The organism is Actinomyces sp. oral taxon 175 str. F0384 (assembly GCF_000223355.1).
Taxonomy (GTDB): domain Bacteria; phylum Actinomycetota; class Actinomycetes; order Actinomycetales; family Actinomycetaceae; genus Actinomyces; species Actinomyces oris.
In genome coordinates, this window is sequence record NZ_AFUR01000001.1 from 948788 (window position 1) to 971159 (window position 22372).

General features: G+C 71.3%; 16 protein-coding genes and 2 pseudogenes. 10 read left to right on the top strand and 8 right to left on the bottom strand.

Annotation, left to right across the window (positions count from 1 at the left end; all coding sequences use genetic code 11):
• Positions 1-8: 8 nt before the first annotated feature.
• The 4 genes from HMPREF9058_RS03985 (at position 9) to HMPREF9058_RS04000 (ending at position 4109) form a co-directional block, all read left to right on the top strand.
• Positions 9-2021 (top strand): serine/threonine protein phosphatase, encoded by a 2013-nt coding sequence (locus HMPREF9058_RS03985; RefSeq protein ID WP_009406337.1) that lies wholly within the window; start codon positions 9-11, stop codon positions 2019-2021.
• 94 nt (positions 2022-2115) lie between these two features.
• The gene (locus tag HMPREF9058_RS03990; protein WP_009405640.1) at positions 2116-2850 is read left to right on the top strand and encodes a vitamin K epoxide reductase family protein; all 735 of its coding nucleotides are present in this window, start codon (positions 2116-2118) and stop codon (positions 2848-2850) included.
• Positions 2847-3611 (top strand): metal-dependent transcriptional regulator, encoded by a 765-nt coding sequence (locus tag HMPREF9058_RS03995; protein ID WP_009406180.1) that lies wholly within the window; start codon positions 2847-2849, stop codon positions 3609-3611. The genes HMPREF9058_RS03990 and HMPREF9058_RS03995 overlap by 4 nt, the downstream gene beginning before the upstream one ends.
• A 51-nt stretch (positions 3612-3662) precedes the next feature.
• Positions 3663-4109: an HIT family protein gene (locus HMPREF9058_RS04000; RefSeq protein ID WP_009405422.1), complete on the top strand. Its 447-nt coding sequence runs from the start codon at positions 3663-3665 to the stop codon at positions 4107-4109.
• 26 nt (positions 4110-4135) lie between these two features.
• Here HMPREF9058_RS04000 and HMPREF9058_RS04005 read toward each other — a convergent pair.
• Positions 4136-6588, bottom strand: a pseudogene (locus HMPREF9058_RS04005) (DUF222 domain-containing protein).
• A gap of 281 nt (positions 6589-6869) precedes the next feature.
• Here HMPREF9058_RS04005 and HMPREF9058_RS04010 point away from each other — a divergent pair.
• A complete protein-coding gene (locus HMPREF9058_RS04010) occupies positions 6870-9851 on the top strand; it encodes a leucine--tRNA ligase (RefSeq protein ID WP_009747461.1) in 2982 nt (993 codons plus the stop codon).
• Positions 9852-10242: 391 nt separating this feature from the next.
• Here HMPREF9058_RS04010 and HMPREF9058_RS04015 read toward each other — a convergent pair whose 3' ends face one another.
• Both HMPREF9058_RS04015 and HMPREF9058_RS04020 read right to left on the bottom strand, forming a co-directional pair.
• Complete coding sequence (locus HMPREF9058_RS04015; protein ID WP_043537623.1) at positions 10243-10479, bottom strand: hypothetical protein; 237 nt, start codon at positions 10477-10479, stop codon at positions 10243-10245.
• A 66-nt stretch (positions 10480-10545) separates the two neighbouring features.
• Positions 10546-12558, bottom strand: a complete 2013-nt coding sequence (locus HMPREF9058_RS04020; protein WP_009747396.1) for a helicase HerA-like domain-containing protein — start codon at positions 12556-12558, stop codon at positions 10546-10548.
• Positions 12559-12825: 267 nt separating this feature from the next.
• Here HMPREF9058_RS04020 and HMPREF9058_RS04025 point away from each other — a divergent pair, with 267 nt between their 5' ends.
• The 5 genes from HMPREF9058_RS04025 to holA all read left to right on the top strand — a co-directional run bounded on the left by HMPREF9058_RS04025 (position 12826) and on the right by holA (position 18746).
• Complete coding sequence (locus HMPREF9058_RS04025; protein WP_009406116.1) at positions 12826-14082, top strand: glycosyltransferase; 1257 nt, start codon at positions 12826-12828, stop codon at positions 14080-14082.
• Between the two features lie 69 nt (positions 14083-14151).
• Positions 14152-15027, top strand: coding sequence for a DegV family protein (locus tag HMPREF9058_RS04030; protein WP_009747273.1), 876 nt, complete (start codon positions 14152-14154; stop codon positions 15025-15027).
• Between the two features lie 157 nt (positions 15028-15184).
• Entirely contained in the window at positions 15185-15958 is a 774-nt protein-coding gene (locus tag HMPREF9058_RS04035) for a ComEA family DNA-binding protein (protein WP_009747312.1), read from the top strand.
• On the top strand, positions 15955-17847 hold the full coding sequence (locus HMPREF9058_RS04040) for a ComEC/Rec2 family competence protein (protein WP_009405556.1): 1893 nt from the start codon (positions 15955-15957) through the stop codon (positions 17845-17847). Before HMPREF9058_RS04035 ends, HMPREF9058_RS04040 begins: the two co-directional genes overlap by 4 nt.
• Complete coding sequence (gene holA / locus HMPREF9058_RS04045) at positions 17790-18746, top strand: DNA polymerase III subunit delta (protein WP_083816362.1); 957 nt, start codon at positions 17790-17792, stop codon at positions 18744-18746. Before HMPREF9058_RS04040 ends, holA begins: the two co-directional genes overlap by 58 nt.
• Before the next feature lie 7 nt (positions 18747-18753).
• On the opposite strand, the gene ribH is transcribed toward holA, so the two are convergent.
• The 5 genes and pseudogenes from ribH to HMPREF9058_RS13980 all read right to left on the bottom strand — a co-directional run.
• The gene (ribH, locus tag HMPREF9058_RS04050) at positions 18754-19227 is read right to left on the bottom strand and encodes a 6,7-dimethyl-8-ribityllumazine synthase (protein ID WP_009747580.1); all 474 of its coding nucleotides are present in this window, start codon (positions 19225-19227) and stop codon (positions 18754-18756) included.
• Positions 19224-20555: a bifunctional 3,4-dihydroxy-2-butanone-4-phosphate synthase/GTP cyclohydrolase II gene (locus HMPREF9058_RS04055; RefSeq protein WP_009405733.1), complete on the bottom strand. Its 1332-nt coding sequence runs from the start codon at positions 20553-20555 to the stop codon at positions 19224-19226. Before HMPREF9058_RS04055 ends, ribH begins: the two co-directional genes overlap by 4 nt.
• Positions 20549-21199 (bottom strand): riboflavin synthase, encoded by a 651-nt coding sequence (locus HMPREF9058_RS04060; protein ID WP_009747401.1) that lies wholly within the window; start codon positions 21197-21199, stop codon positions 20549-20551. The genes HMPREF9058_RS04055 and HMPREF9058_RS04060 overlap by 7 nt, the downstream gene beginning before the upstream one ends.
• Entirely contained in the window at positions 21199-22140 is a 942-nt protein-coding gene (gene ribD, locus HMPREF9058_RS04065; RefSeq protein ID WP_009405711.1) for a bifunctional diaminohydroxyphosphoribosylaminopyrimidine deaminase/5-amino-6-(5-phosphoribosylamino)uracil reductase RibD, read from the bottom strand. The genes HMPREF9058_RS04060 and ribD overlap by 1 nt, the downstream gene beginning before the upstream one ends.
• Positions 22139-22366 (bottom strand): annotated as a pseudogene (locus HMPREF9058_RS13980) (hypothetical protein); the annotation flags it as partial. The gene ribD and the pseudogene HMPREF9058_RS13980, both read right to left, overlap by 2 nt.
• Between the last annotated feature and the right edge of the window lie 6 nt (positions 22367-22372).

A 22372-nucleotide genomic window follows, 5' to 3' on the forward strand; every position in this document is an offset into this window, starting at 1 on the left:
GGCGAGCGGTGTTACAGACATCTTCAGGCCCTGACACCGGAGCCGACGCCGATACCGGCACCGCCGAGCGAGCAGGAGACCTGCGGGACGGTCCGCTGACGGCCGTGCGACGCTGCTGCGCCCTGGTCGCCACGGTGCTGCTGTCGCCGCGCCTGTGGTGGCGTCGTCGTCGCCCCGGCACCCGCACGGTGATCGGAACAGCGGCCATGATCCTGGCCTCCAGCCTCGTCTCCCTCCTGCTGGGTCTGTCCACGGCGACGGCCTCGTCACCGGTCGGCCCGCATGAGGCGACCTGGTCGACGACCCTGGACTCCACCGTCACACTGGACCTCGGGCCGCTGGGAACGGCCTCGCTTGAGTCCCCGGCAGGGATGCTCGGCGTCAAGGTGGTTCTGGGGGAGATCCCGGGCGATCCGACACCCAATACGGCCAATGCCGCCAGCGTGGGCCAGTCACTGTCCTCCGACGCGACCTCCTACCTCTCACTGGTCTCCCACCCCGACCTGACGATCCGGCAGGGCCTCTACGCACTGGCCGGTGACGCCCTGCGCCGGGCCGGGGTCGTTGAGGCGATCTTCCTGTGCTGTGTGGCCGCCTGGCGCCTGGCGCCGACCAAGCCCTGGCGCGAGACCGTCCGAGCCGGCGCCTCGCACCGCTGGGCCACCACCGTGGCGGCCTGTGCGACCGTGGCCACCGCGGCCTCCCTCCTGGTGCCGGCCATGCGCACGGCCACCTCGCCGGGCTCCACCCTGTCCGTCCTGGAGGGGACGCCGCTGGCCCAGGCGCGTTTCTCGGGACGCATCGCCGACGTCGTCACCGCCTACGGATCCAAGGTGCGCACCTTCGTGGAGACGAACAAGGGCTTCTACGCCAAGGCGGACACCAACCTGCGGGCCGCATGGAAGGCCGCCGAGCAGACTGAGGGCCTGGTGGACGTCACCGCCGTCGACGGCAAGGTGGACACCGAGAGCCTTCAGAGCCGGGTCAGGGCCTCCTCCGCGAAGACCCTGGTGGATGCCGGCCCCGACCCGGAGCCCGGCACCGCCCCGCAGCCCTCTGAGAGCCCACGGGCCACCGCGACGCCCTCGATCTCGGTGACCGGGGCCCGATCAGTGCCAGAGCGGGGACGCAAGACCGCCGTGCTCACCACGGACCTGCACTGCAACCTCGACGTCATCGCCTTCTCCGGGGTCCTTGACCAGCTCTCGGGCGCCGACATCCACATGGACGACGGCGACCTGACCATGACCGGCTCGGACCCGGAGCGGGTGTGCGTCGACGCGCTGACCCAGGCGGTCCCGAGCTCGACGAAGAAGGTCGCCACGATCGGCAACCACGACTCCGACGCCACGGCCGCCCGCCTGCGCTCCCAGGGGTGGACCGTCACCAACGGCTCGGTCCAGACGGTCGCCGGGATCACCTTCCTGGGGCACGACGACGCCGAGCGCACAACAGCTGCGGGCACCAAACCCCGCAACGGGGAGACCACCGAGAAGATCGCCTCCCGCCTGGCCACGACCAGCTGCGGGAGCACGCAGGTCGACGTCGTCCTCATTCATCAGCCCGCCACTTTCGACACGCTCACCAAGGAGGGCTGCGCGCCGCTGCTCCTGGCCGGGCACGTCCACGCCGAACGGGGGATGACCACGACGATCAGCCCCCGAACCGGTCTGCCCGTCACCGGGATCATCTCGGGCGCAGGCAAGGGCGGCACGTCCCTGGGGTCGGTCACTGAGGACGCCTTCCTCCACGTCATGTCCTTCGACTCCGCCGGCGCGCTGGTGGCCTGGCGTGCCGTCATCCTCCACTCCGACGCCTCGGTGACAGTGGGGGCCTGGCGGTCCGTGCCCGGTATCGCCGCGGGACAGACGACGGCCACGATGGCTTCGACCCCGAGCCCGACGGCGTCGGCCACCCCGGTGCCGACACCGACTCAGGCCCCACAGAGCGCGAGGCCCGAGGAAGCCACGCAGCCAGAGGAGGGCGAGCCCCAGGGGGAGAGCGATTCCTCGGACGGGTAGGACAGAGGTGACCGTATGTGGCATACGCTCTCGTCCTGATAACCCTACGAGGCCCAGAAGAACTGCTGACGCACCACCGGTGAGGAGACTGACGATGTCGCGCATGCCCACAGATGCCGAGATCGATGAGATGAGCGAGGAAGAGCTCGAGGCCTACCTGGGCTCCGGCCCCGCTCAAGAGCTCGACCGGCGCGCTCGTCGTGATACCGGCGAGGGCTCGTCCGCGCGCCCAGCTTGGCTGCGGCGCTCCGGGGCCGAGCGGGGATTCGGCTGGCTGCTCACCGTGTGCGCACTGATCGGGATCCTCGCCTGCTGGGAGCTCATCACCGCCCAGCTCAACCTGCTGCGCAACCCGTACGCGGAGCTCGTCTGCGACGTCAGCCCCCTGGTGTCCTGCGGCGACTCCCTCAATGTGTGGCAGGGAAACCTGCTGGGGGTGCCCAACTCCTTCGTCGGGGCCATCACCTTCGGGGCCCTGGCCGCGATCGGCCTGGTACTGCTCAGCGGTGCGCGCCTGCCGCGCTGGATGTGGTGGGGGCTCAGCGCCGGCAGCCTCGGCGGGATCGCCTTCGTCATCTGGTTCCTGTCCGTATCCATCATGACCTTCGGCAAGCTCTGCCCCTTCTGCATGGTCATCTGGTCCGTCACCATCCCGGTGGCTGCTCACTCCTGGGCCTGGGCCGCGGCCGGCGGGCACCTGGGGCTGCGTGACAACCTGGCGCTGGACGTGCTCAAGGCCCGCTGGTGGATCACGGCGGCGATGTACCTGGCGGTGGTTCTCACCATCGTCATCGCTTTCGGCGGCCAGCTGGCGAGGCTGTTCGGGTGACTGCGCCCAAGGAGCGGAGGGCTCCAAGCGGATCCGGCGGGAAGTCCTCGGTGGCGGGGGACTCGACCGTCACGCAGGACTACCTCAAGGTCGTGTGGGCCGCGTGCGAGTGGGGCGGCGCGGGCGCCTCCGTCACCGGTCTGGCCAAACGCATGGAGGTGGCCCCCTCGACCGCCTCGGAGAACGTGGCTCGCCTCGTGGAGGAGGGGCTGCTCGTCCACGAGCCCTACAAGGCCGTCACCCTCTCCGAGGAGGGGCGACGTCGGGCCATGGGCATGATCCGCCGTCACCGCATCCTGGAGACCTACCTGGTCACTCGGCTCGGCTTCGGCTGGGACGAGGTGCATGCTGAGGCCGAGGAGCTCGAGCACGCCGTCTCTGAGCGGCTGCTGGAGAGGCTCGACGCGGTCCTGGGGCACCCCACCCGTGATCCGCATGGGGACCCGATCCCCACGGCCGACGGCCGCCTCATCGTGCCCGACCTGGTGGGCCTGGAGACGCTTCCGGTGGGCTCTGACGGCGTCGTCGGACGGATCCAGGACGACACCGAGACGCTGCGCCGCCTGGAGCGGGCCGGCATCGGGCTGGACAGTCGGGTGCGGATCCGCGATCGGGGCACCGTGGCGCCGGCCGTGGAGGGCGGCGGCCGCAGGCGGGCGACCGTCATCGCCCTGCTGGACGACGACGCCTCACGCGGCGCAGTGCCCGCGGGCGCCCCGGAGGCCATCATCCCCGACGGCTCCCTGTGGCTGCTGGCCTGACCAGGGGCGGGGTCTGGACGGATCCGGGCGTGGCTGGGGGACAATGGGGCCATGAGCACGATTTTCACCAAGATCATCGCCGGCGAGATCCCCGGCCGTTTCGTGTGGGCGGACGAGGTCTGCGTCGCCTTCGCCACCATTGAGCCGCACACCGACGGGCACGTCCTCGTGGTGCCGCGGCTTGAGGTCGACTCCTACGTGGACGCGCCCGATGACGTGGTGGCGCACCTGGCCGTGGTCGCCAAGCGCATTGGAGCTGCACAGGTGCGCGTCTTCGAGGCGCCCCGCGCCGGGCTCGTCGTGGCCGGCTACGGTGTCGACCACCTGCACCTGCACGTGCTGCCGATCCGCTGCGAGGAGGACCTGTCCTTCTCCTCGGCCCGCCACCCCGAGGCCCCCGAGCTCGACGCCGCCATGGAGCGCCTGCGGGCCGGCCTCGTCGAGGACGGCTGGGGCGAGTTCGTACCCGCGCAGATGAACAGCGCGGCGCTCGCGTAGCCCCGAGGCTACTCGCTTCGTCCTCGTCAGAAGGGTGGGGCTTGGTCGATGAGGGGCGCTAGTCCCAGGGAGTGGGCGGCCCTCGGATGAGGGGTGGTCTCGTAGTCTCCCGCCTTTTCGCCGGGTAAGGGGCCTCGGGTCACGAGGCGGGCATTGCCGCTGCTGGGCTGGGTGAGGTCGAGGGCGGTGTTGAGTCGGTCGATGAGCTCGGGGCCGATCTGCCGGCTCAGGTCGGCCGGGACGACGGTGCTGGGAATAAGGTGCTGGTGGGGGCCGACCTTGTGGGGCAGGCGGTCGATGGTGCCGTCCGGGTGGCGCCGATAGACGGTCTTGTCCGGGGTGTGCCAGGACAGAACCCCGCTGTCACGGTCTCTGGTGAGTGCCCATCCGGGAGTGTGCTTGAGTCGGTGATGGGCCTGACAGAGCACCACGAGGTTGTCCAGGCTGGTGGTCCCGCCCTGGCTCCAGGCGGTGAGGTGGTCGATGTCGCAGCGGGAGGCCGGAGTCTGGCAGGTGGGGAAGACACATGTTTTGCGCGGGCTCTTACGAGGTCCGCAAGTCCCACCGGGGGCCGGTACCTGGTGCGGCCGACGTCCAGGACGGTGCCGCTGGCGGGGTCGGTCACCAGGCGTCTCCAGGTCCCGCCGACCGCCAGGGCCCAGGCAGTCATGGCCGGTACCGCTGCGCTGCGCGCCCCGATCCTCACCTCAGCGACCTCTACTGGTGTGGCGGAAAACGGGGAGACGAGCTGGGCGGTGGGCTGGATGGTGGGAGCAACCGGGGCGAGTTCAGGCAGACTCCTCCCTCGAGACCCGGGCAGACTTCTCCCACCGGGGGTGGGCAGATTTCTCCCACCGCTCGGGGAGTCTGCGCTGTTGAGAGGCCCGGGCGTGGCGGTGGAGTTCTCGCCAGGGCCGGCTCCACCTGGATCAAGACAGCGGGGGTCGTCGGGGCTCTCGCTGTCCCCAGGGCCACAGCCCCCAGGAATGCCGTCCCGGAGCTGGTTGTCTTCGGATGAGGTGCCGGGTCCGCCGCCTCTGGGATCGACGCCGCCGGTGGGGCCCTCTTCCGGCAGAGCCAGACCAACCAGGCTGCTCAGAGGAACGGTGACGTTGACGTCGATGGGGATGCCTTCTGGCAGAGGAAGGTGACCGGTGGCTGAAGGGGTCCACCACGGGCTGTTCGATCCCACCAGGCCGCTCAAAGCGCCCAGGAGCCCTTCCAGAGGTACCCCGTCAGGCAGCAGTCTCCGCGGGTCTGCGTCCGCCGTGGCATCGGTATTCGAGTCGTCGTGGGAAGCACGTGAGCTTGTTGATATCACGGGCGAAGAGGCCTGTGCTGGCGAGCTGTCCCCGCCGGCTTGCCTCTCAGTCCGATCGCCGGAAACACCCTGGGTCGGCTGGCTGAAGGCCGCGATCTGGCTGGTGCGCAGTGTTGAGAGGGTCATCGCGGTAATGGCATCGGCTCGCAGCTGACCCAGGGTGCGCTTCTCGCCGCAGGCCCGCGCCGAAGCGGCGATCGCGTCCAGGGTGGCGTCCAGCAGCAGGGCGTCCATGGTCGGCAGCAGAAGCCGGACTTGGCAGAGGCCCTCTCCCGCAGGCCGGGGGCGCGACACACGCCGCCGCTCGGTATTGTTCTGGCTCCGCTCAGCGTGGCCGTCAGGGTCGATCTCCATCAGGGCCCGATCCAGATCCCGCCCCACCTGCGACACGCTCCGCCTAGGCGCCTTAGGCAGAACCTTGTCCTGGACCGCAAGCGCCACCGGAGTGGGTACGTCTTCCAGGCGGCGGGTCACCAGGAACGCCTTCGCCGCGTCCAGGACCCCGCAGCGTTCCATGGCCTCGACCGGGGCGAAGCCCATGCTCATGAGGGCCTGGCCGTGATCCACCATCTGACCGGCCCGAGTCCGAGAGATGCCCAGGCGGGTGGAGAGCAGACAGGTGGCATTGAACCGACGTTCCTCATAACCCACCACCGGAGAGACTTCAGCATGCGGGCCCCACTGGCCCGGGTGACTCGACAACTCAGGGCACCCGGTCAGGCAGGCCGCCGCCAGAGCCTCGCCCCAGGTGGCCCAGGCCGCCAGACGGCGGCAGGCCGCGGCCAGTTCCCCCAAACCCGAGGCCCCCAGGCCGATCAGTCCCGAAGTGCCGACCTCCTCCACGCCCATCGTCCGGTGCTGTTCGGAGGCGGCCACCAGCGCCACGTCAGTACCCGGCTCCTTGGTGAAGAGGGGCGGCGCTGCATCCCCGTCGGCGGTGGAGCACTCGTCGTCGGCGTCCTGGGCAGCCACCAGCAGGCGGGCCAGCAGCCCCTCCACCACACCGGCCAGCGCCCGGCCCGCACCCAGGGACGCCAACAGGCCTGCCGTGTCCTCCGCCGAGACCTGCGGTACCGACGTAGGAGCCCCGGCGGGCGCGTCCGGCGTCCCGACCGCACCACCGGTCGGGAGGAGAGGAAGCACGCCACCTTCGAACATATGTACAGTGTAGCAGTGGTTCCCGGAGCCCGCGCTGCGTCATCATCATGAAAATGGCTCGATAGCAACGAGCGTCCGCTTGGTCGGTGCCTTTATCGCCGGCGCCTTCTCTCTCGGAGTCGGCGTGACGGCCCGCAGAGACCGCTCGAACCTCGCTGGGCTCTGCCGACGTGACCGGTCTCGCCCGCCCGTGGGACGGACGCCGCCGGGCGCCACTGCTGGCGGGCGATAGGCTGTGCCCCAGCACCAGGAAGCACGAGTAGGAAAAGAGCGCTGCTGCGATGTCAGAGAGAACCGCACCGGTCGAGTCCGACACCCCCTTCCGCTACACGGCGGAGCTGGCGGACTCCATCGAGACCGCCTGGCAGGACCGCTGGGAGGCCGAGGGCACCTTCAACGCCGACAACCCAGTCGGCGCTCTGGCCGGCCCCGGGGCGGACAAGGAGAAGTTCTTCCTGCTGGACATGTTCCCCTACCCCTCCGGCAAGGGACTGCACGTGGGCCACCCGCTGGGCTACATCGCCACCGACGTCGTCGCTCGCTTCACCCGGATGACCGGCAGGAACGTCCTGTACACGATGGGCTACGACGCCTTCGGCCTGCCCGCCGAGCAGTACGCCGTCACCACTGGCCAGCACCCGCGCATCTCCACCGAGGCCAACATCGCCAACATGCGCCGCCAGCTGCGCCGCCTGGGCCTGTCCCACGACCCGCGCCGCTCCCTGGCCACGATCGACGTCGACTACGTGCGCTGGACCCAGTGGATCTTCCTGCAGGTCTTCAACTCCTGGTTCGATCCCGAGGCCCCGCGCCGCGACGGCCGCGGCAAGGGGGCGGCCCGGCCGGTGACCGAACTGCGCGACAAGCTCACCTCCGGCCAGGTCCCCGTCCCCGACGGCCGCGACTGGGACGCCCTGAGCGCCGCCGAGCAGGCCGAGGTCGTCGACTCCTTCCGCCTGGCCTACGTCTCCAGCGCCCCCGTCAACTGGTGCCCCGGCCTGGGCACGGTGCTGGCCAACGAGGAGGTCACCTCCGAGGGCCGCTCCGAGCGGGGCAACTACCCGGTCTTCAAGCGCAACCTGCGCCAGTGGATGATGCGAATCACCGCCTACGGCGACCGCCTCGCCGAGGACCTCGACACCGTGGACTGGCCCGAGAAGGTCAAGCTCATGCAGCGCAACTGGATCGGACGCTCCGAGGGCGCCGAGGTGACCTTCACCGTCCCCGGGGCCGGACAAGGCGCCCAGCAGGACGCGTCGCTGAGCGTCTACACCACCCGCCCCGACACCCTCTTCGGCGCCACCTTCATGGTGGTGGCCCCCGAGCACCCCATGCTGGGTGGCCTACAGGCCTCCGGCTCGGTGCGCACCGAGGCCCAGATCGCCGACGACGCCGCGGCCCTGACTGTCCCGGCCGCCTGGCCCGAGGGCACCAAGGAGGCCTGGACCGGCGGCTACGCGACCCCCGCCGAGGCCGTGGCCGCCTACCGCGCCCAGGCCGCGGCGACGTCGGACACCGACCGCACCGACGAGGGCCGGGTCAAGACCGGCGTCTTCACCGGCTTCTTCGGCATCAACCCCGTCAACGGGGCGAAGGTGCCGGTCTTCGTGGCCGACTACGTCCTCATGGGCTACGGGACCGGCGCCATCATGGCCGTGCCCGCCCACGACGAGCGCGACTACGCCTTCGCCACCAAGTACGACATCGACATCATCCAGACCATCGGCCCGGCCGACGACCCCCACGGCGTCGACCTGAGTTCCCAGGCCTACACCGGTGACGGTGTGGTCGTGAACTCCGCCCAGGGCGACCTGGACATCAACGGCATGGGCAAGGACGAGGCCAAGGCCACTATGATCGGCTGGCTGGAGGCCAAGGGCGCCGGACGCGGTGCGGTCACCTACCGCCTGCGCGACTGGCTCTTCTCCCGCCAGCGCTACTGGGGTGAGCCCTTCCCGATCGTGTGGGACGAGGACGGCGGCGTCCACGCCCTGCCCGAGTCGATGCTGCCGGTCGAGCTGCCCGAGGTCACCGACTACTCGCCGCGCTCCTACGACCCCGACGACGCCGACTCCTCCCCGGAGCCGCCGCTGGGCAAGGCCACCGAGTGGGTCGAGGTCGAGCTCGACCTGGGCGACGGCCCCCGGACCTACTACCGCGAAACCAACACGATGCCGCAGTGGGCCGGCTCGTGCTGGTACGAGATGCGCTACATCGACCCCACCGATGACAAGGCGCTCGTCGACCCGGCCAACGAGGCCTACTGGATGGGGCCGCGCCCCCAGGCCGGCAACACCTCCGGCGGCACCGACCTGTACGTCGGCGGCGTCGAGCACGCCGTCCTGCACCTGCTTTACGCGCGCTTCTGGCACAAGGTCCTGTTCGACCTGGGTCACGTCACCTCCTCCGAGCCCTACCACCGCCTCTTCAACCAGGGCTACGTCCAGGCCTACGCCTACACCGACTCCCGCGGCCAGTACGTGCCCGCCGACGAGGTCGAGGAGGTCACCGCCGAGGACGGCACTACCAGCTACCTCTGGCAGGGGCAGCCCGTGCGCCGCGAGTACGGCAAGATGGGCAAGTCCCTGAAGAACATCGTCACCCCCGACGACATGTACGAGGCATACGGCGCCGACACCTTCCGCGTCTACGAGATGAGCATGGGGCCGCTGGACGCCGACCGCCCGTGGGACACCCGCGCCGTCGCCGGCAGCCAGCGCTTCCTGCAGCGCCTGTGGCGCAACGTCATCGACGAGACCACCGGCGAGCTGACAGTGGTTGACGAGAGTGCCGACGAGGAGACCCGCCGGCTCGTGGCCAAGACGATCGTGGGCGTGCGCGAGGACTACGAGGGGATGCGCCTGAACACGGCCATCGCCAAGCTCATCGTCCTCAACAACCACCTCACCGGGCTCGGGGAAGTCCCGCGCGAGGCCGTCGAGGCCCTCGTCCTCATGACGGCGCCCGTGGCCCCGCACATCGCCGAGGAGATCTGGAAGCGCCTGGGCCACGAGCACTCCCTGGCCCACGAGGACTTCCCGGTCGTGACCGACGAGGCGCTGCTGGCCGCCGAGAAGGTCACCTGCGTCATCCAGGTCAAGGGCAAGGTCCGCGACCGCCTCGAAGTCGACCCCGACATCTCCGAGGCCGAGCTCGAGAAGCTGGCCCTGGAGGCCCCCGGCGTCATCCGCACCCTGGACGGGCGCGGCGTGCGCAAGGTGATCGTGCGCGCCCCCAAGCTGGTGAGCATCGTCCCCGAGTGACCGCGGCGGGCTCCCCGACGGCGCCGCTCACGGCCGCGCCGCGGTAGCCCAGCAGTAGCACGAGGGGCTGCACCAATCCGAGATGGTTGGTGCAGCCCCTCGTGCTGCTGTACGAAGATGATTCGGTGATGGTCTCAGGCAGAGTGCCTGAATCGCTTCTGTGCAGCCTGCCGGGTCACGCCGAGAGCAGCTCCGATCACAGTCCAAGAGTCACCGGCCTGTCGAGCTCGGGCGACCGCTGCATGCAACTCGGCCTCGGCGTCATGCACCCGCTGACTCGCGGCAATGATTGCCCGAAAGTGCGCGGCGTCCCGGGCAGGCGTGGTGCTTGGGTCGAGAGTCTCAAGGCCTGTCGTGTCGTGAGTGTGCGTCAGTGTGGAGGACAACGTCATCACCTCAGATAGTCGTAGAACTTCGGTCGCAGGCGGTCGGCATGAATGATCCGGGTTGGCTCTGCGGCAGGAACCGCAACCAACTCGAGCAAGGTGGCGTCAACTGCTGGCCCGATGACCAGGAGCCGCTCCTCTCCTTCGTACTCGTACTCGACCAGTCTTAAGGCGTTGGTCCAGGCATGTTCCACATCCGTACGGGAGATCCCGTGCTTCAGCGCCGACCACCCAACCCTCATGCGTCAACTTTAGGTTGACACATGAGGGTTGGTCAAGGGGACGCACATGCGACTTGACGATGGGGCTCAGCGGCGCCTGAGGGTGCCGAAGATGGAGCGCGTGATCTCGCGGGTGATCTGACGGCCCACCGAGCCGATGGTCTTCTCGACCTCCCGCTGGCGCCGCTCGGCGGCTCTCTCCGCCTCGCGCTGGCGGCGCTGGGCCTCCTTGACGGCCTCGCGCTCCAGGCGCTCGGCCTCCTTCTGACGCTGAGCCGCCTGGCGGGCGGCCTCCTTCTCCAGGGCCTTCTGCGCGGCGGCGTCGGCCTTGGCCTGCTCCTTGGCGGCCTGCTCGGCGGCGCGAGCGGCCTCGGCGGCCTCGGCGTCGGCCTGGACCCGCTGGGCCAGCAGCTCGTAGGCGGACTCATTGTCCACACTTGTGGCGTACTTGGGTTTCAGCGGCGAGGAGGCCAGTACCTGGCTGACGGTGCCGTCCTGGGCAGGCCCCATGACGGCGGCGGGCACGTTGATGATCACCGGGGCCACCGGCGCCGGGCGCCCCTTCTCGTCCAGCACGCTGACGACGGCCTGGCCGGTGCCCAGCGACGTGAGCACCCGGCTGAGGTCCACCGGGCTGACCGGGAAGGTGGAGACCGCCTTCTTGAGGTTGGCGGCGTCGGCCGGGGTGTGGGCGCGCAGCGCGTGCTGCACCCGGCTGCCGAGCTGGGCCAGGACCTCGTCGGGGACGTCCGTGGGGGACTGGGTGATGAAGACGATGCCCACGCCCTTGGAGCGGATGAGCCGCACCGTGCGCACCACGGCCTCCAGGAATGCCTTCGAGGCGCCGGAGAACAGCAGGTGCGCCTCGTCGAAGAAGAACACCATGGTGGGCTTGTCCGGGTCGCCGACCTCCGGCAGGGTCTCGTAGAGCTCGGCGAGCAGCCACATGAGGAAGGTGGAGAACAGCGTGCCCTGGGACTGGATGTCGGCCAGCTCCAGGGCGGAGATGATGCCGCGCCCATCGGGGGAGACCCGCATGAGGTCACGCACGTCGAGCGCCGGCTCACCGAAGAAGGCCTCGCCGCCGGCCGCCTCCAGGGCGGCGATCTCACGCAGGATGACCCCGGCCGTGGCCGCGGAGACCCCACCGATGGTCTTGAGCTCCTCCTTGCCGGCGTCCGTGTTCGTCAGGTAGTCGACGACGGCGCGCAGGTCCTTCAGGTCCAGCAGGGCCAGCCCCTGGCTGTCCGCCCAGTGGAAGACCAGCTGGAGGGCGGAGGCCTGCGTGTCGTTCAGGCCCAGGACCCGCGAGAGCAGGATCGGCCCGAACTCGGTGACCGTCGTGCGGATCGGGGTGCCGCTGATCCCGGCGCCGGAGTCCGACCCGCCGAGGTTGAACAGCTCGATGGGGAAGGACTGGCCCTTCCAGTCCTGACCGGTGGAGGCGATGCGGGAGGCGATCTTGTCGTTGGAGGCTCCGGCCTCGGCCAGGCCGGTCAGGTCCCCCTTGACGTCGGCCAGGAACACCGGGACGCCGGCGGCGGACAGCCCCTCGGCCAGGAGCTGGAGCGTGCGGGTCTTACCGGTTCCGGTCGCCCCGGCCACCAGCGCGTGCCGGTTGAGCAGTCCCAGCGGGATGCCCACCGACAGGTCCTTGACCGCCGCGGGCTCGCCGCCCGAGAGCGTGTCGAGGTAGGTGCCCACCGGCAGGGTGGGGGTGGAGAAGGCGTAGCCGGAACGCACCTGGGCGGTGTAGCCGGTCTCCTCGGCCTCCTGACTGCCCGATGCCTGGTCGGCTGCAGCGGCGGTCTCGGCCTGCGCGGGTGCCGGCTCCTGAACTGGCTCCTGCACCGGTTGCTGGGGCTGTTCGGCGGCCGCAGCCGGCTCGGCGGAGGGGGCGGCGTCGGCTGCCTGAGCGGGGGGCTCGCCCGATGCGTCAGTAGTGCGGGGCTCGCCGGCCTGCTCCTCGGCCGAGGCCGGGGTGGAGGCGATGGCGGCGTCAAGGGCCGCCTGGGCGGCGGCTGCCTTGGCTGCGGCGGCTTCGGCGGCGGCCTGGGCGGCCTCGGCCTTGAGGCGTGCGATCTCAGCGGAATCGGTCATGGAGCCATCGTAAACGCCGAACCTGCCAGAGCGCTGACCCGGGCGTGCCAGTGGAGCCGGCGCCGTTTCTGACCGCGAGAGAGGCAGGAGCCCGGCGAACAAGGTACCCTCGGGCCTCAATGGCGTTGAGATAGTACGTCTGATCCCGCACCTGCCCGCCCCAGTGCCGCGAGGTTTTACACGCCCCATGCTGCCCCCTGCGTCGTCGTTTCCGAAAGAACCGCCCCTGACGGGCCGGCTGCCGGTGCACCCGAACCACAGGAACAGGTGAACGCTGTGCGGATCGCCTTCTTCATTGACGACTACCTGCCCTCCGTCCACGGCGTGGCCACCTCCACAGCCACCTTCCGTGCCGCCCTGGAGCGCATGGGACACGAGGTCTACGTGGTGGCCCCCAAGGCCGAGGGCTATGAGGAGACCGACGATCACGTCATCCGCCTGTCCTCCTCTCGCTACTACGTCTTCGACAGCCGCGAGGTCGCCACCATCTATCCGGGCCTGGCCCGGCGCTTCGACGCCTACGACTTCGACATCGTCCACAGCCAGACCCAGTTCAGCCTGGGGGTCCTGGCGCACTGGGTGGCCAAGCGCCAGAACATCCCCCACGTCACCACCATCCACACCCTCTACACCGAGCTCATCGACGATTACCCGCTGGCCGTGCTCTCGGGCCTGCTGGCCCTGTCCGTCGCCTTCCCCGTGGCGCTCAAGTCGCAGCCTGTCCTGCCGCGCGTTCACCGGGAGACCATCAAGCACCTCAACAAGCGCGACATGAAGACGGCCCTGTCCCGTCAGGGGTGGCGCCTGACGGCGGCCTTCGCCAACAAGTGCGACGCCTGCCTGTCGCCCTCCCAGCACCTGGCCCGGATCCTCATCGACGACGGCGGACTGACCACCCCCTGCATGGTGCTGCCCAACGGGCTGGACTCCACCCGCTACCGCAGTGCCCGCGCCGCCGACTCACCGATCCCTAAGGCCCCCGGCGAGAAGATCATCATCTGCGTGGCCCGCCTCAGCCCGGAGAAGCGGCAGATGACGCTCGTTGAGGCCATGCCCCACCTATCCGGCCTGCCGGTCAAGCTGGTGCTCGTGGGCCCGGGCCCCTCCCAGGAGGAGCTGGGGCGGCGCGCCGAGGAGCTCGGGGTGGCGGACCGGGTGATCCTGACCGGCACGTGCTCGCCGGAGGAGGTCGCCGTCCTGCTCAAGCAGGCCGACGTCTTCTCCCTGGCCTCCTACCACTTCGACAACCAGCCCATGGTGTTCCTGGAGGCCGCCGCCTGCGGGCTGCCGATCGTCTACTGCGACGAGCGGATGACCGAGTGCCTCACCGAGCGCAACGCCATCCTCACCGACGGCATCGAGGGGGAGGACTTCGCCCGGGTCTTCGCCTCCCTGCTGTCCGACGACGCCCGGCTCGCCGCGCTGTCCGAGGGGGCCCTGGAGGTGGCTCAGCAGTTCGACTCCGAGACGATGACCAGGCGGCTCATCAACCTCTACGAGGATCTCCTGGTCTCGTATCGCTGACGGCCGGCCCTGGAGAGCAGCCGTGGCGCCTTGCCGATGAGCGCGCGGCTTGCCGATAAGGTATGCCGCATGTCGCTCGCCGTCGTCACCGACTCCGCCGCCTGCCTGACGGAGCCCCTGCTGCGTGAGCGCGCGATCGAGGTGGTGCCGCTGCACGCCATCCCCGCCGACAACGGTGAGCCCGCCACCACCTCACGGCCCAGTGTCCAGGAGCTGGTGAACGCCTACCGGCGCGCGGCCAGCAGGGCCGAAGAGGTCCTGGCCATCCACATCTCCTCGGCCCTGTCCGGCACCATGGACAACGCCCGCATCGCCGCCGCCCAGCTCGAGGCCGAGTACCGGGACCAGCCCAACGGCCCGAGCCCGAGCGCGGGGCGCCGACGCCCGCAGTGGCTGCGCGTGGTCGACTCCGGCACCAGCTCCGGCGCCCTGGGGCTCGCGGTGCTGGCAGCCTCCGGCGCCCACGACGCCCGTCGCGGTGCCGCCCTGGCTCAGGCCAGCACCGCCCGGTCCTGCCAGCTCTTCGTCGTCGACGACCTGGGACGCCTGGCCCGCTCGGGAAGGATCGACCGCACCACGGCCCGCCTGGACGGTGTCCTGGGAATCCGCCCGGTCCTGGCCCTGACCCGCGACGGAATCCGGACGCTGGAGACTGTACGCGGGGCGGCTCGCGCCAGGCGCCACCTCATCGCGCAGGCCGTCCGCGTCGCCGGCGGGACCGCCCTGTCCGGCCCCAGGCACCCCGCAGACCCGGTGCGCCTGGTCATTCAAGGCGACGACGCCTCCAAGCTGGCACTGCTCGAGACCGATCTGCGCCAGGCGATGGAGGAGGCAGGAGCCAAGGTCTCCGAGGTCCTCACCCTCCCGGTCGACGAGGCGACGAGCACCCACGTGGGTCCCGGCGCCCTCGGCATCGCCGTCGCCCCGGACCTGAAGACCCATTGAGCCAGGCCTGACGACGCGGCTCGGTTGCCACAGGCCGCCAGGCGCCACTGCTCTCCACAGGGCAGACAGCTTCACCATGCGCCCCATGGGTCCGGTCCCTACCGTCGAGGACATGGGAGCCAGACGGAGCGACGCGCACAGGTCCCTGGACGACCTTGTGCGTCTGGCCTGCTCAACCGATCCCGAGGAGCCGGTGCGCCGGCCACGTCGCCTCGCGATCGCGCCCCGGGCGGCGATCATCGCCGGCTCCGCCCTCCTCATCCTGGCTCTCGCCCTGGCCCTGAGAGCCGTACTGGTCTCCACCGGCGCCGGCAGCCACGCGGCTCCGGCCGCAGCGGCAGGGGCATCGGCTCCAATGCGGCCCCCACCCACAGGGGCGGCCGCGAGTCCAGCCATGAAACCGGCCATGGTGCCGACCACGGGACCGGCAGCAGTACCAGGCGGCTTGAGCACGACATCGGGCAGCGTCGTCGTCCACGTCACCGGGGCGGTGAGCAGGCCGGGGGTGGTGACCCTGCCCCCGGGAAGCCGCGTCACCGACGCCATCAACGCCGTCGGAGGAGCCAGCGCGGAGGCAGACACCCAGCAGCTCAACCTCGCCCGGGTCCTGACCGACGGCGAGCAGATCCGGGTCCCGCGCATCGGCGAGGTCCTGCCCGAGCCCGCACCCCAAACCGGTGGGGACGCCGCCTCCGGTGCGCGAACCGCCCCGGGAAAGTCCGGCGGTGGCGGCGCATCCGGGATGGTCAATATCAACACGGCCTCGGCCTCCGAGCTGGAGAAGCTGCCCGGAATCGGCCCGGCCCTGGCCCAACGGATCGTTGAGTACCGCGACTCCCACGGGCCCTTCGCCAGCGTTGACGCCCTCACCGACGTCCCCGGCATCGGCAAGGCCAAGCTCGAGGGCCTGCGAGAACAGGCCACCGTATGAACGAGGACCACGAAGGCAATGGTGGGGGCAGTCCCAGGGCACCGTGGGACGACCCCGCGCTGTATGCGCGCCTACGCCAGGAGCAGGAGCGCAACCGGTACCGAGACGGAGGTCAGCACGCCACCTCCCCCAAGGCCCCCGAGGCCCTCGACCTGCGCCTGCTCGCCCCGGCGCTGGCCTGCTGGGCCGGCGCCGGGTGGGCCGTTGGACGTGAGGCGGCAGACGCCTGGAGGCAGGTCCTACTCCTGGCCTCCGGGTGCACCGCCCTGGCTGCGCTGCTCGTGGTGGCTGTCCTGCGCTTCCGGCCACCGCGACACCGGGCCGACCCGCGTCCCGGCGCCCCCGAGCACGACCCCGGGGCGATGGGAACCCTCAGCGCCAGCCTGCTCGTGTGCGCCCTGTGCGCCGCGACGGTCCTGACCATCAGTGCCGCCCACCTGTGGGCCCGCCAGCGCGACCCGCTGACCGCGGCAGTGGCCACTGGGCAGCCGGTCACCCTCATCGGCACCGTCTCCCAGCAGCCGCGAGTCTCAGCCACCAGCCGCTCCACCCTGGTCATCACCACCCTCGACGTCGAACAGGTGGACACGCGGGCCTCCACCCTGAGTGCCACCGTCCTGGGCGACACGCAGTGGCTGAGCCTGCCCATGGGGACCCGGGTCCGCGTGCGCACGCGCCTGCGTCCCACCGACCCCGGCCGCGCCGAAGCTGCCATCATCCCCAAGCGCGCCGGTCTGACCGTCCTTGGCCCACCGAGCGGGATACTCGGGGCCGTCACCGCCGTCCGCGCCGGTCTCGCCCAGGCCGTCGGCGCCCCGGGCATCGGGGCCCCGGTCGCCGCAGGAGCGGGGGAGGAGACAGGTCTGTGGCCGCCGGGAGCCCGCAGCCTCGTACCCGGTGTCGCCCTGGGCGACGACCACGCCCTGCCGGCCCCGTTGCGCGAGGACATGCGCACCGTCTCCATGACGCACCTGACCGCCGTCTCCGGGCAGCACGTCGCCATCATCCTGGGACTGGGCCTGGAAGCCCTCGGGGCGCTGCCCCGGCGGTGGCGGGCACTGCTCGGCGCAGTCATGCTCACCCTCCTCGTCATCCTGGTGCGTCCCTCAGGCTCCGTGCTGCGCGCCGCCACCATGGGGGCCGTCATGCTGCTGGGCGTCGTCGCCGGCAGACGCGCCGCCTCCGTGCCCGCCCTGTGCGCCGGAGCCATCGTCCTGCTGCTCATCGACCCCTGGCAGTCCCGCGACTACGGCTTCGCACTGTCCGTGGTGGCCACCGCCGGGATCGTCATCGGCTCCAAGCCAGTCACAGCCCACCTCTCACGCCGCCTGCCCAGGTGGCTGGCCGCCGCCGTGGCCCTGCCGCTGGTGGCCCAGGCCGCCTGCGGGCCGATCCTCATCCTCCTTCAGCCCTCGGTGGGGGCCTGGTCGGTGCCCGCCAACCTGCTCAGTGAGCCGGCCGCCGTCATCGCCACCATCAGCGGGCTCCTGGCGGCGCTGATCGCACCGGCCTGGCCCGCGGCCGCCACCGTCATCGCCTGGCCGGCGCTCGCGGCCTGCTCCTGGATGGTGCTCGTCGCCGGCTTCTTCGCCCACCTGCCCGGCGCCGCCCTGCCCTGGCCAGGCGGCCTCACGGGCGCCCTGGCACTGGGGGCCTGCGAGATCGGGGTCCTGCTCGCGGCGGCTCCTCGCGCCCGCCGCGCCCTGCTGGAGGAAGCCGGGCGGTTGACGCGGCCCGCTCGTGGCAGGCTTGCCCCATGGCAGCGACCCGCACCCCCCGCTCCCGGGGCCCGCGCAAGGCACCGGCTGGACTGCGCTGGGACCAGGCCCAGCTGGCGCCGATCGTCCTCATCCGCGCCGGCGAGGAGGTCCTCGCCGACCGAGCGGTGAGGAGCCTCCTGGCGCAGGCCAAGGCCAAGGACCCCACCACCGAGATCACGCGCCTGGAGGCCGCCACCTACGAGCCCCACCAGCTCGACACCCTCGTGTCGCCCTCCCTGTTCGGCGAGCCCCGGCTCGTCTACGTCCCCGCCCTGGAGCAGATGACTGACGCCCTGCTGAGCGACCTCATCGCCTACGTGGGCGCCGCCGACCCCGAGGTCAGCGTCATCCTGCGCCACAACGGGGGTCAGCGGGGCAAGCGCCTGCTGGACGCCATCAAGGCCTCGCCCTACCCGACCATCCAGTGCGAGGCCGTCAAGAGCGCCAAGGACAAGTCCTCCCTGGTCGTGGCCGACGTGCGCCGCGCCGGACGAAGCATCGCTCCCGAGGCCGTCGGCGCCCTCGTCGACGCCCTGGGCAGCGACCTGCGCGAGCTGTGCTCCGCCGTCGACCAGCTCCTCGCCGACACCCAGGGCACCATCAGCGTCGACCACGTGCGCACCTACTACGCCGGCCGCATCGAGGCCACCGGCTTCACCGTGGCCGACGCCGCCGCGGCCGGCAACACCCCGGCCGCCATCACAGCCCTGCGCCACGCCGTGGCCACCGGCACCGACCCGGTGGCCATCGTCGCGGCCCTGGCCATGAAGGTGCGCCAGCTCGCCCGGGTCGCGGCCGCCGGGGGCAGGCGCATGAGCCCCGCCGAGCTGGGCATGGCCCCCTGGCAGGTGGACCGGGCCCGCCGCGAGCTCCAGGGCTGGTCCGACGACGCCCTGGCCACCTCGATCCTGGCCGTGGCCCGGGCCGACGCCGAGGCCAAGGGGGCCAGCCGCGACCCCGTCTACGCCGTCGAGCGGGCGGTCCTGACGATCTGCAACGCCCGCCGCACCGGCAGTCGCCGGCGCTGAGCAGCTCTCAGCCCCGCATGGCGGCCAGCGTGAGCGCCGTGGACATCGCCGCGCACGCCGCCTCGTAGCCCTTGTCCTCCTCCGCGCCCGGCCCGCCGCAGCGGGCCAGCGCCTGGGCCTCGTCGTCGCAGGTGAGCACGCCGAAGCCCACCGGCACCCCGGTGTCCAGCGCCACCCGGCTCAGCCCGTCGGTCGCGGCCCGGCACACGTAGTCGAAGTGCGGGGTGCCGCCGCGGATGACGACGCCCAGCGCGACGACCGCCTCGGCACCGCCTCGCGCGGCGGCCGTGGCGAGGACCGGAAGCTCGAAGGAGCCCACCGCCCTGACGACGCTCGCCTGGGCTCCGGCCTCCTCGACGGCGCGCAGCGCCCCGGCGACCAGGCCCCCCATGATGCGTTCGTGCCACTGGGCGGCCACGACTGTCACCCTCATGCCCCGTGCGTGAGGTGCGCTCTGCTCAGGTGCCCCGGATCCGCTCATCGTTCCTCTCCTTCGTTCTCGTTGCTCGTGTGCCAGGTGTCGTCGTCGGCCCTCGTCTCGCCGGGCGGTGAGTCCGCGTCGGCCCCGGTGGGGTCGAGCCCGGTGAGCAGATGGCCCATGCGGTCGCGCTTGGTGCGCAGGTAGTCGAGGTTCTCCCCGTTGGCGAAGGTCGGTGTCGGCGTCATGGAGCGGACACTGACGCCGTAGCGCTCCAGGCCGGCCACCTTGTCCGGGTTGTTCGTCATGAGCTCGACTGAGCGCACGCCCAGATGCCGCAGCACCTGGGCGGCGGTGGCGTAGCTGCGGGCGTCGGCCGGAAGCCCCAGCGCGACGTTGGCGTCGAGGGTGTCCATACCCTCCTCCTGCAGCGCGTAGGCGCGGAGCTTGTCGATGAGCCCGATGCCGCGCCCCTCATGGTCGGAGGCATAGACGAGGACCCCGCGGCCGCGGGCACTGATCGCCTCCATGGCGGCGCGCAGCTGCGGCCCGCAGTCACAGCGGAGGGAGGACAGGACGTCGCCGGTCAGGCAGGCGGAGTGGACTCGGGCCAGGACGTCCTCACCGTCAGCGATGCTGCCGCACACCAGTGCGAGGTACTCGGTGCCGTCGACCCTGCTGCGCAGGGCGTGGGCGGTGAACTCCCCGTGCGCGGTTGGCAGGTGCGCCGAGACGACCTCCTCGACGAGTTCCTCGTGCAGCCACCGGTAGCGCTCCAGGTCACTGATCGAGATCATGGGCATGGCGTGGGCGTCGGCGAGCTCACGCAGCTGGTGCCGCCGCGCCATGGTTCCGTCGTCGTTGATGACCTCCACCAGGACCCCCACGGGCCGGTTGCCCGACAGGCGCATGAGGTCGACGGCGGCCTCCGTGTGACCGCGGCGCGTGAGGATCCCGCCCTCGCGCGCCCGCAGGGGGAAGACGTGGCCGGGGCGGACGAGGTCGTCGGGAGCTGAGCCCGGGTCCGCCAGGACGCGGACGGTGCGAGCCCGGTCGGCGGCGCTCACACCTGTGGTGATGCCGGTGCGGGCGTCGGTGCTCAGCGTGAAAGCCGTCCTCTTGGGATCGGTATTGTGCTCGGTCATCATGGGGATGCCCAGGCGGTCGAGCTCCTGGCCCGCCATGGGGGCGCAGATAATGCCGGTCGAGTGCCGGATCGCGAAGGCCAGCTGCTCGGTCGTGGCACTCTGCGCGGGCAGGATGAGGTCCCCCTCGTTCTCCCGGCTCTCATCGTCGACGACGATGACCGTCCGGCCCTCGCGCAGGGCGGCGAGAGCGTCCTCGACGCGGTCCATGCGCGTGCCCGGGGATGCGCTCCTGGTGCTCAGCATGCCTGCTGCCCCTCCTGGCTCGGGCTGGCGCCCAGAAGACGCTCGGCGTACTTGGCCATGACGTCGACCTCGAGGTTGACCCGTTCTCCGGGTCGCCTCGAGCCCAGGGTCGTGCGTCGCAGCGTCTCGGGAATGAGCCCGACGCTGAGCGACGCCCCCGCCCCCGGCACAGGGGCGACGTCGGAGGCGTCGACGACGTTGACGACCGTCAGCGACACCCCGTCGAGGGCGACCGATCCCTTGACGGCCACGTAACGGGCGATCTCCTGCGGCAGGCCGATGCGTAGGAGGTCCCAGTGCTCACCGCGGTGGTGGTCGAGGACCTCGGCGGTGGCATCGACGTGCCCCTGGACGATGTGCCCGCCGAGCCGGTCGCTGGCGCGCAGGGCGCGCTCGAGGTTGACCGGGTCTCCCGGCGCCTGGGAGCCCAGGGTGGTGCGCGTGAGAGTCTCGGCCATGAGGTCGGCGGTGAAGGTGCTCCCTTGCACGGCGGTGACCGTCAGACAGCACCCGTTGACGCTGACGGAGTCGCCCAGATTCACGTCCTGGGTGACGGTGGGCGCCTCGACCGTCAGCCGGGCGCTGTCCTCGACGGTCTCGAGCCGGACGACGCGTCCGAGCTCCTCGACGATTCCGGTGAACATCAGTGACTCTCCTCGGTGTGGAAGTGGGCAGTGGGAACGTCGCTGGCCTCCAGGTCACCGCAGAGGCGGACGGCGAGCTCGTCACCTGCGCCGAGGACCTCGACGCGGGGGTGACTCAGCCTCAGGGCATCGGTGATCGTCGCCGCCCCGAAGTCGGCGAGAGCGGCCGCTCCCGCGCCCAGAAGCGCGGGGGCCGTGTAGGCGACGACCTGATCGACGAGACCGGCGCGCAGGAATGCGGTCGCGAGGGTCGGGCCCCCTTCGAGCAGGACATGGCGGATCTCGCGCTCGGCGAGGACGGCCAGGACGGCGCGCGGGTCGTGGTCGGGCAGGAGGAGGTAGTGGTCGTCGGCGAGCACCCTGGAGGTGGGAGGCAGGCTCCTGGAGCCGACGACGACGCGCAGCGGCTGGAGGTGGGCCGGCGCGGGCTGACCCGCCTCATCGCGGACGGTGAGGGCGGGGTCGTCGGCGAGGGCGGTGCCGGTGCCCACCATGATGGCGTCGCACTGGCGGCGCAGGCGGTGGGCGTCGTGGCGGGCCGCCACCGGGGTGATCCACTGGCTGGTGCCGTCAGCGGCGGCGATACGGCCGTCGAGGGTGGCGGCGAGCTTCCACGTCACCATGGGGCGCCCGCGGGTCACGGCCAGGAGCCACGGGCGGTTGAGACGCGCGGCCTCCTGGGCGCACAGCCCGCGCCGTACCTGCACGCCGGCGGCCTCCAGCGCCGCCGCGCCGTCCCCGGCCTGCTCGGTCGGGTCGTCCTGGGCGTAGATGACCTCGGCCACGCCGGCGTCGAGGAGCGCCTGGACGCACGGGCCGGTGCGGCCCTGGTGGTTGCACGGCTCGAGGGTGACCAGGACGGTCGCTCCTCGGGCGGAGGCCGCCCGTCGCGGCGAGGTTCGCCAGTGCGTCGACCTCGGCGTGGGCGCTGCCGGCGCCACGGTGATGGCCCTCGGCGAGGACGTCGCCGTCGGGGGAGAGGATGACGCAGCCGACCCGGGGGTTGGGGCCGGGCGGGGCGTCGGGGGAGGCCGCGGCCCGTAGGGCGCGCTGCATCGCGGCCGTCTGCACGGTGGTGAACGAGGTCATCCGGTCCTCTCCCTCGGGTGCGCTGGGGAGAGACACCGCCATGGTCGATCGCCGGGTGCACGGCAGCGGGCGAGGCATGGTGTG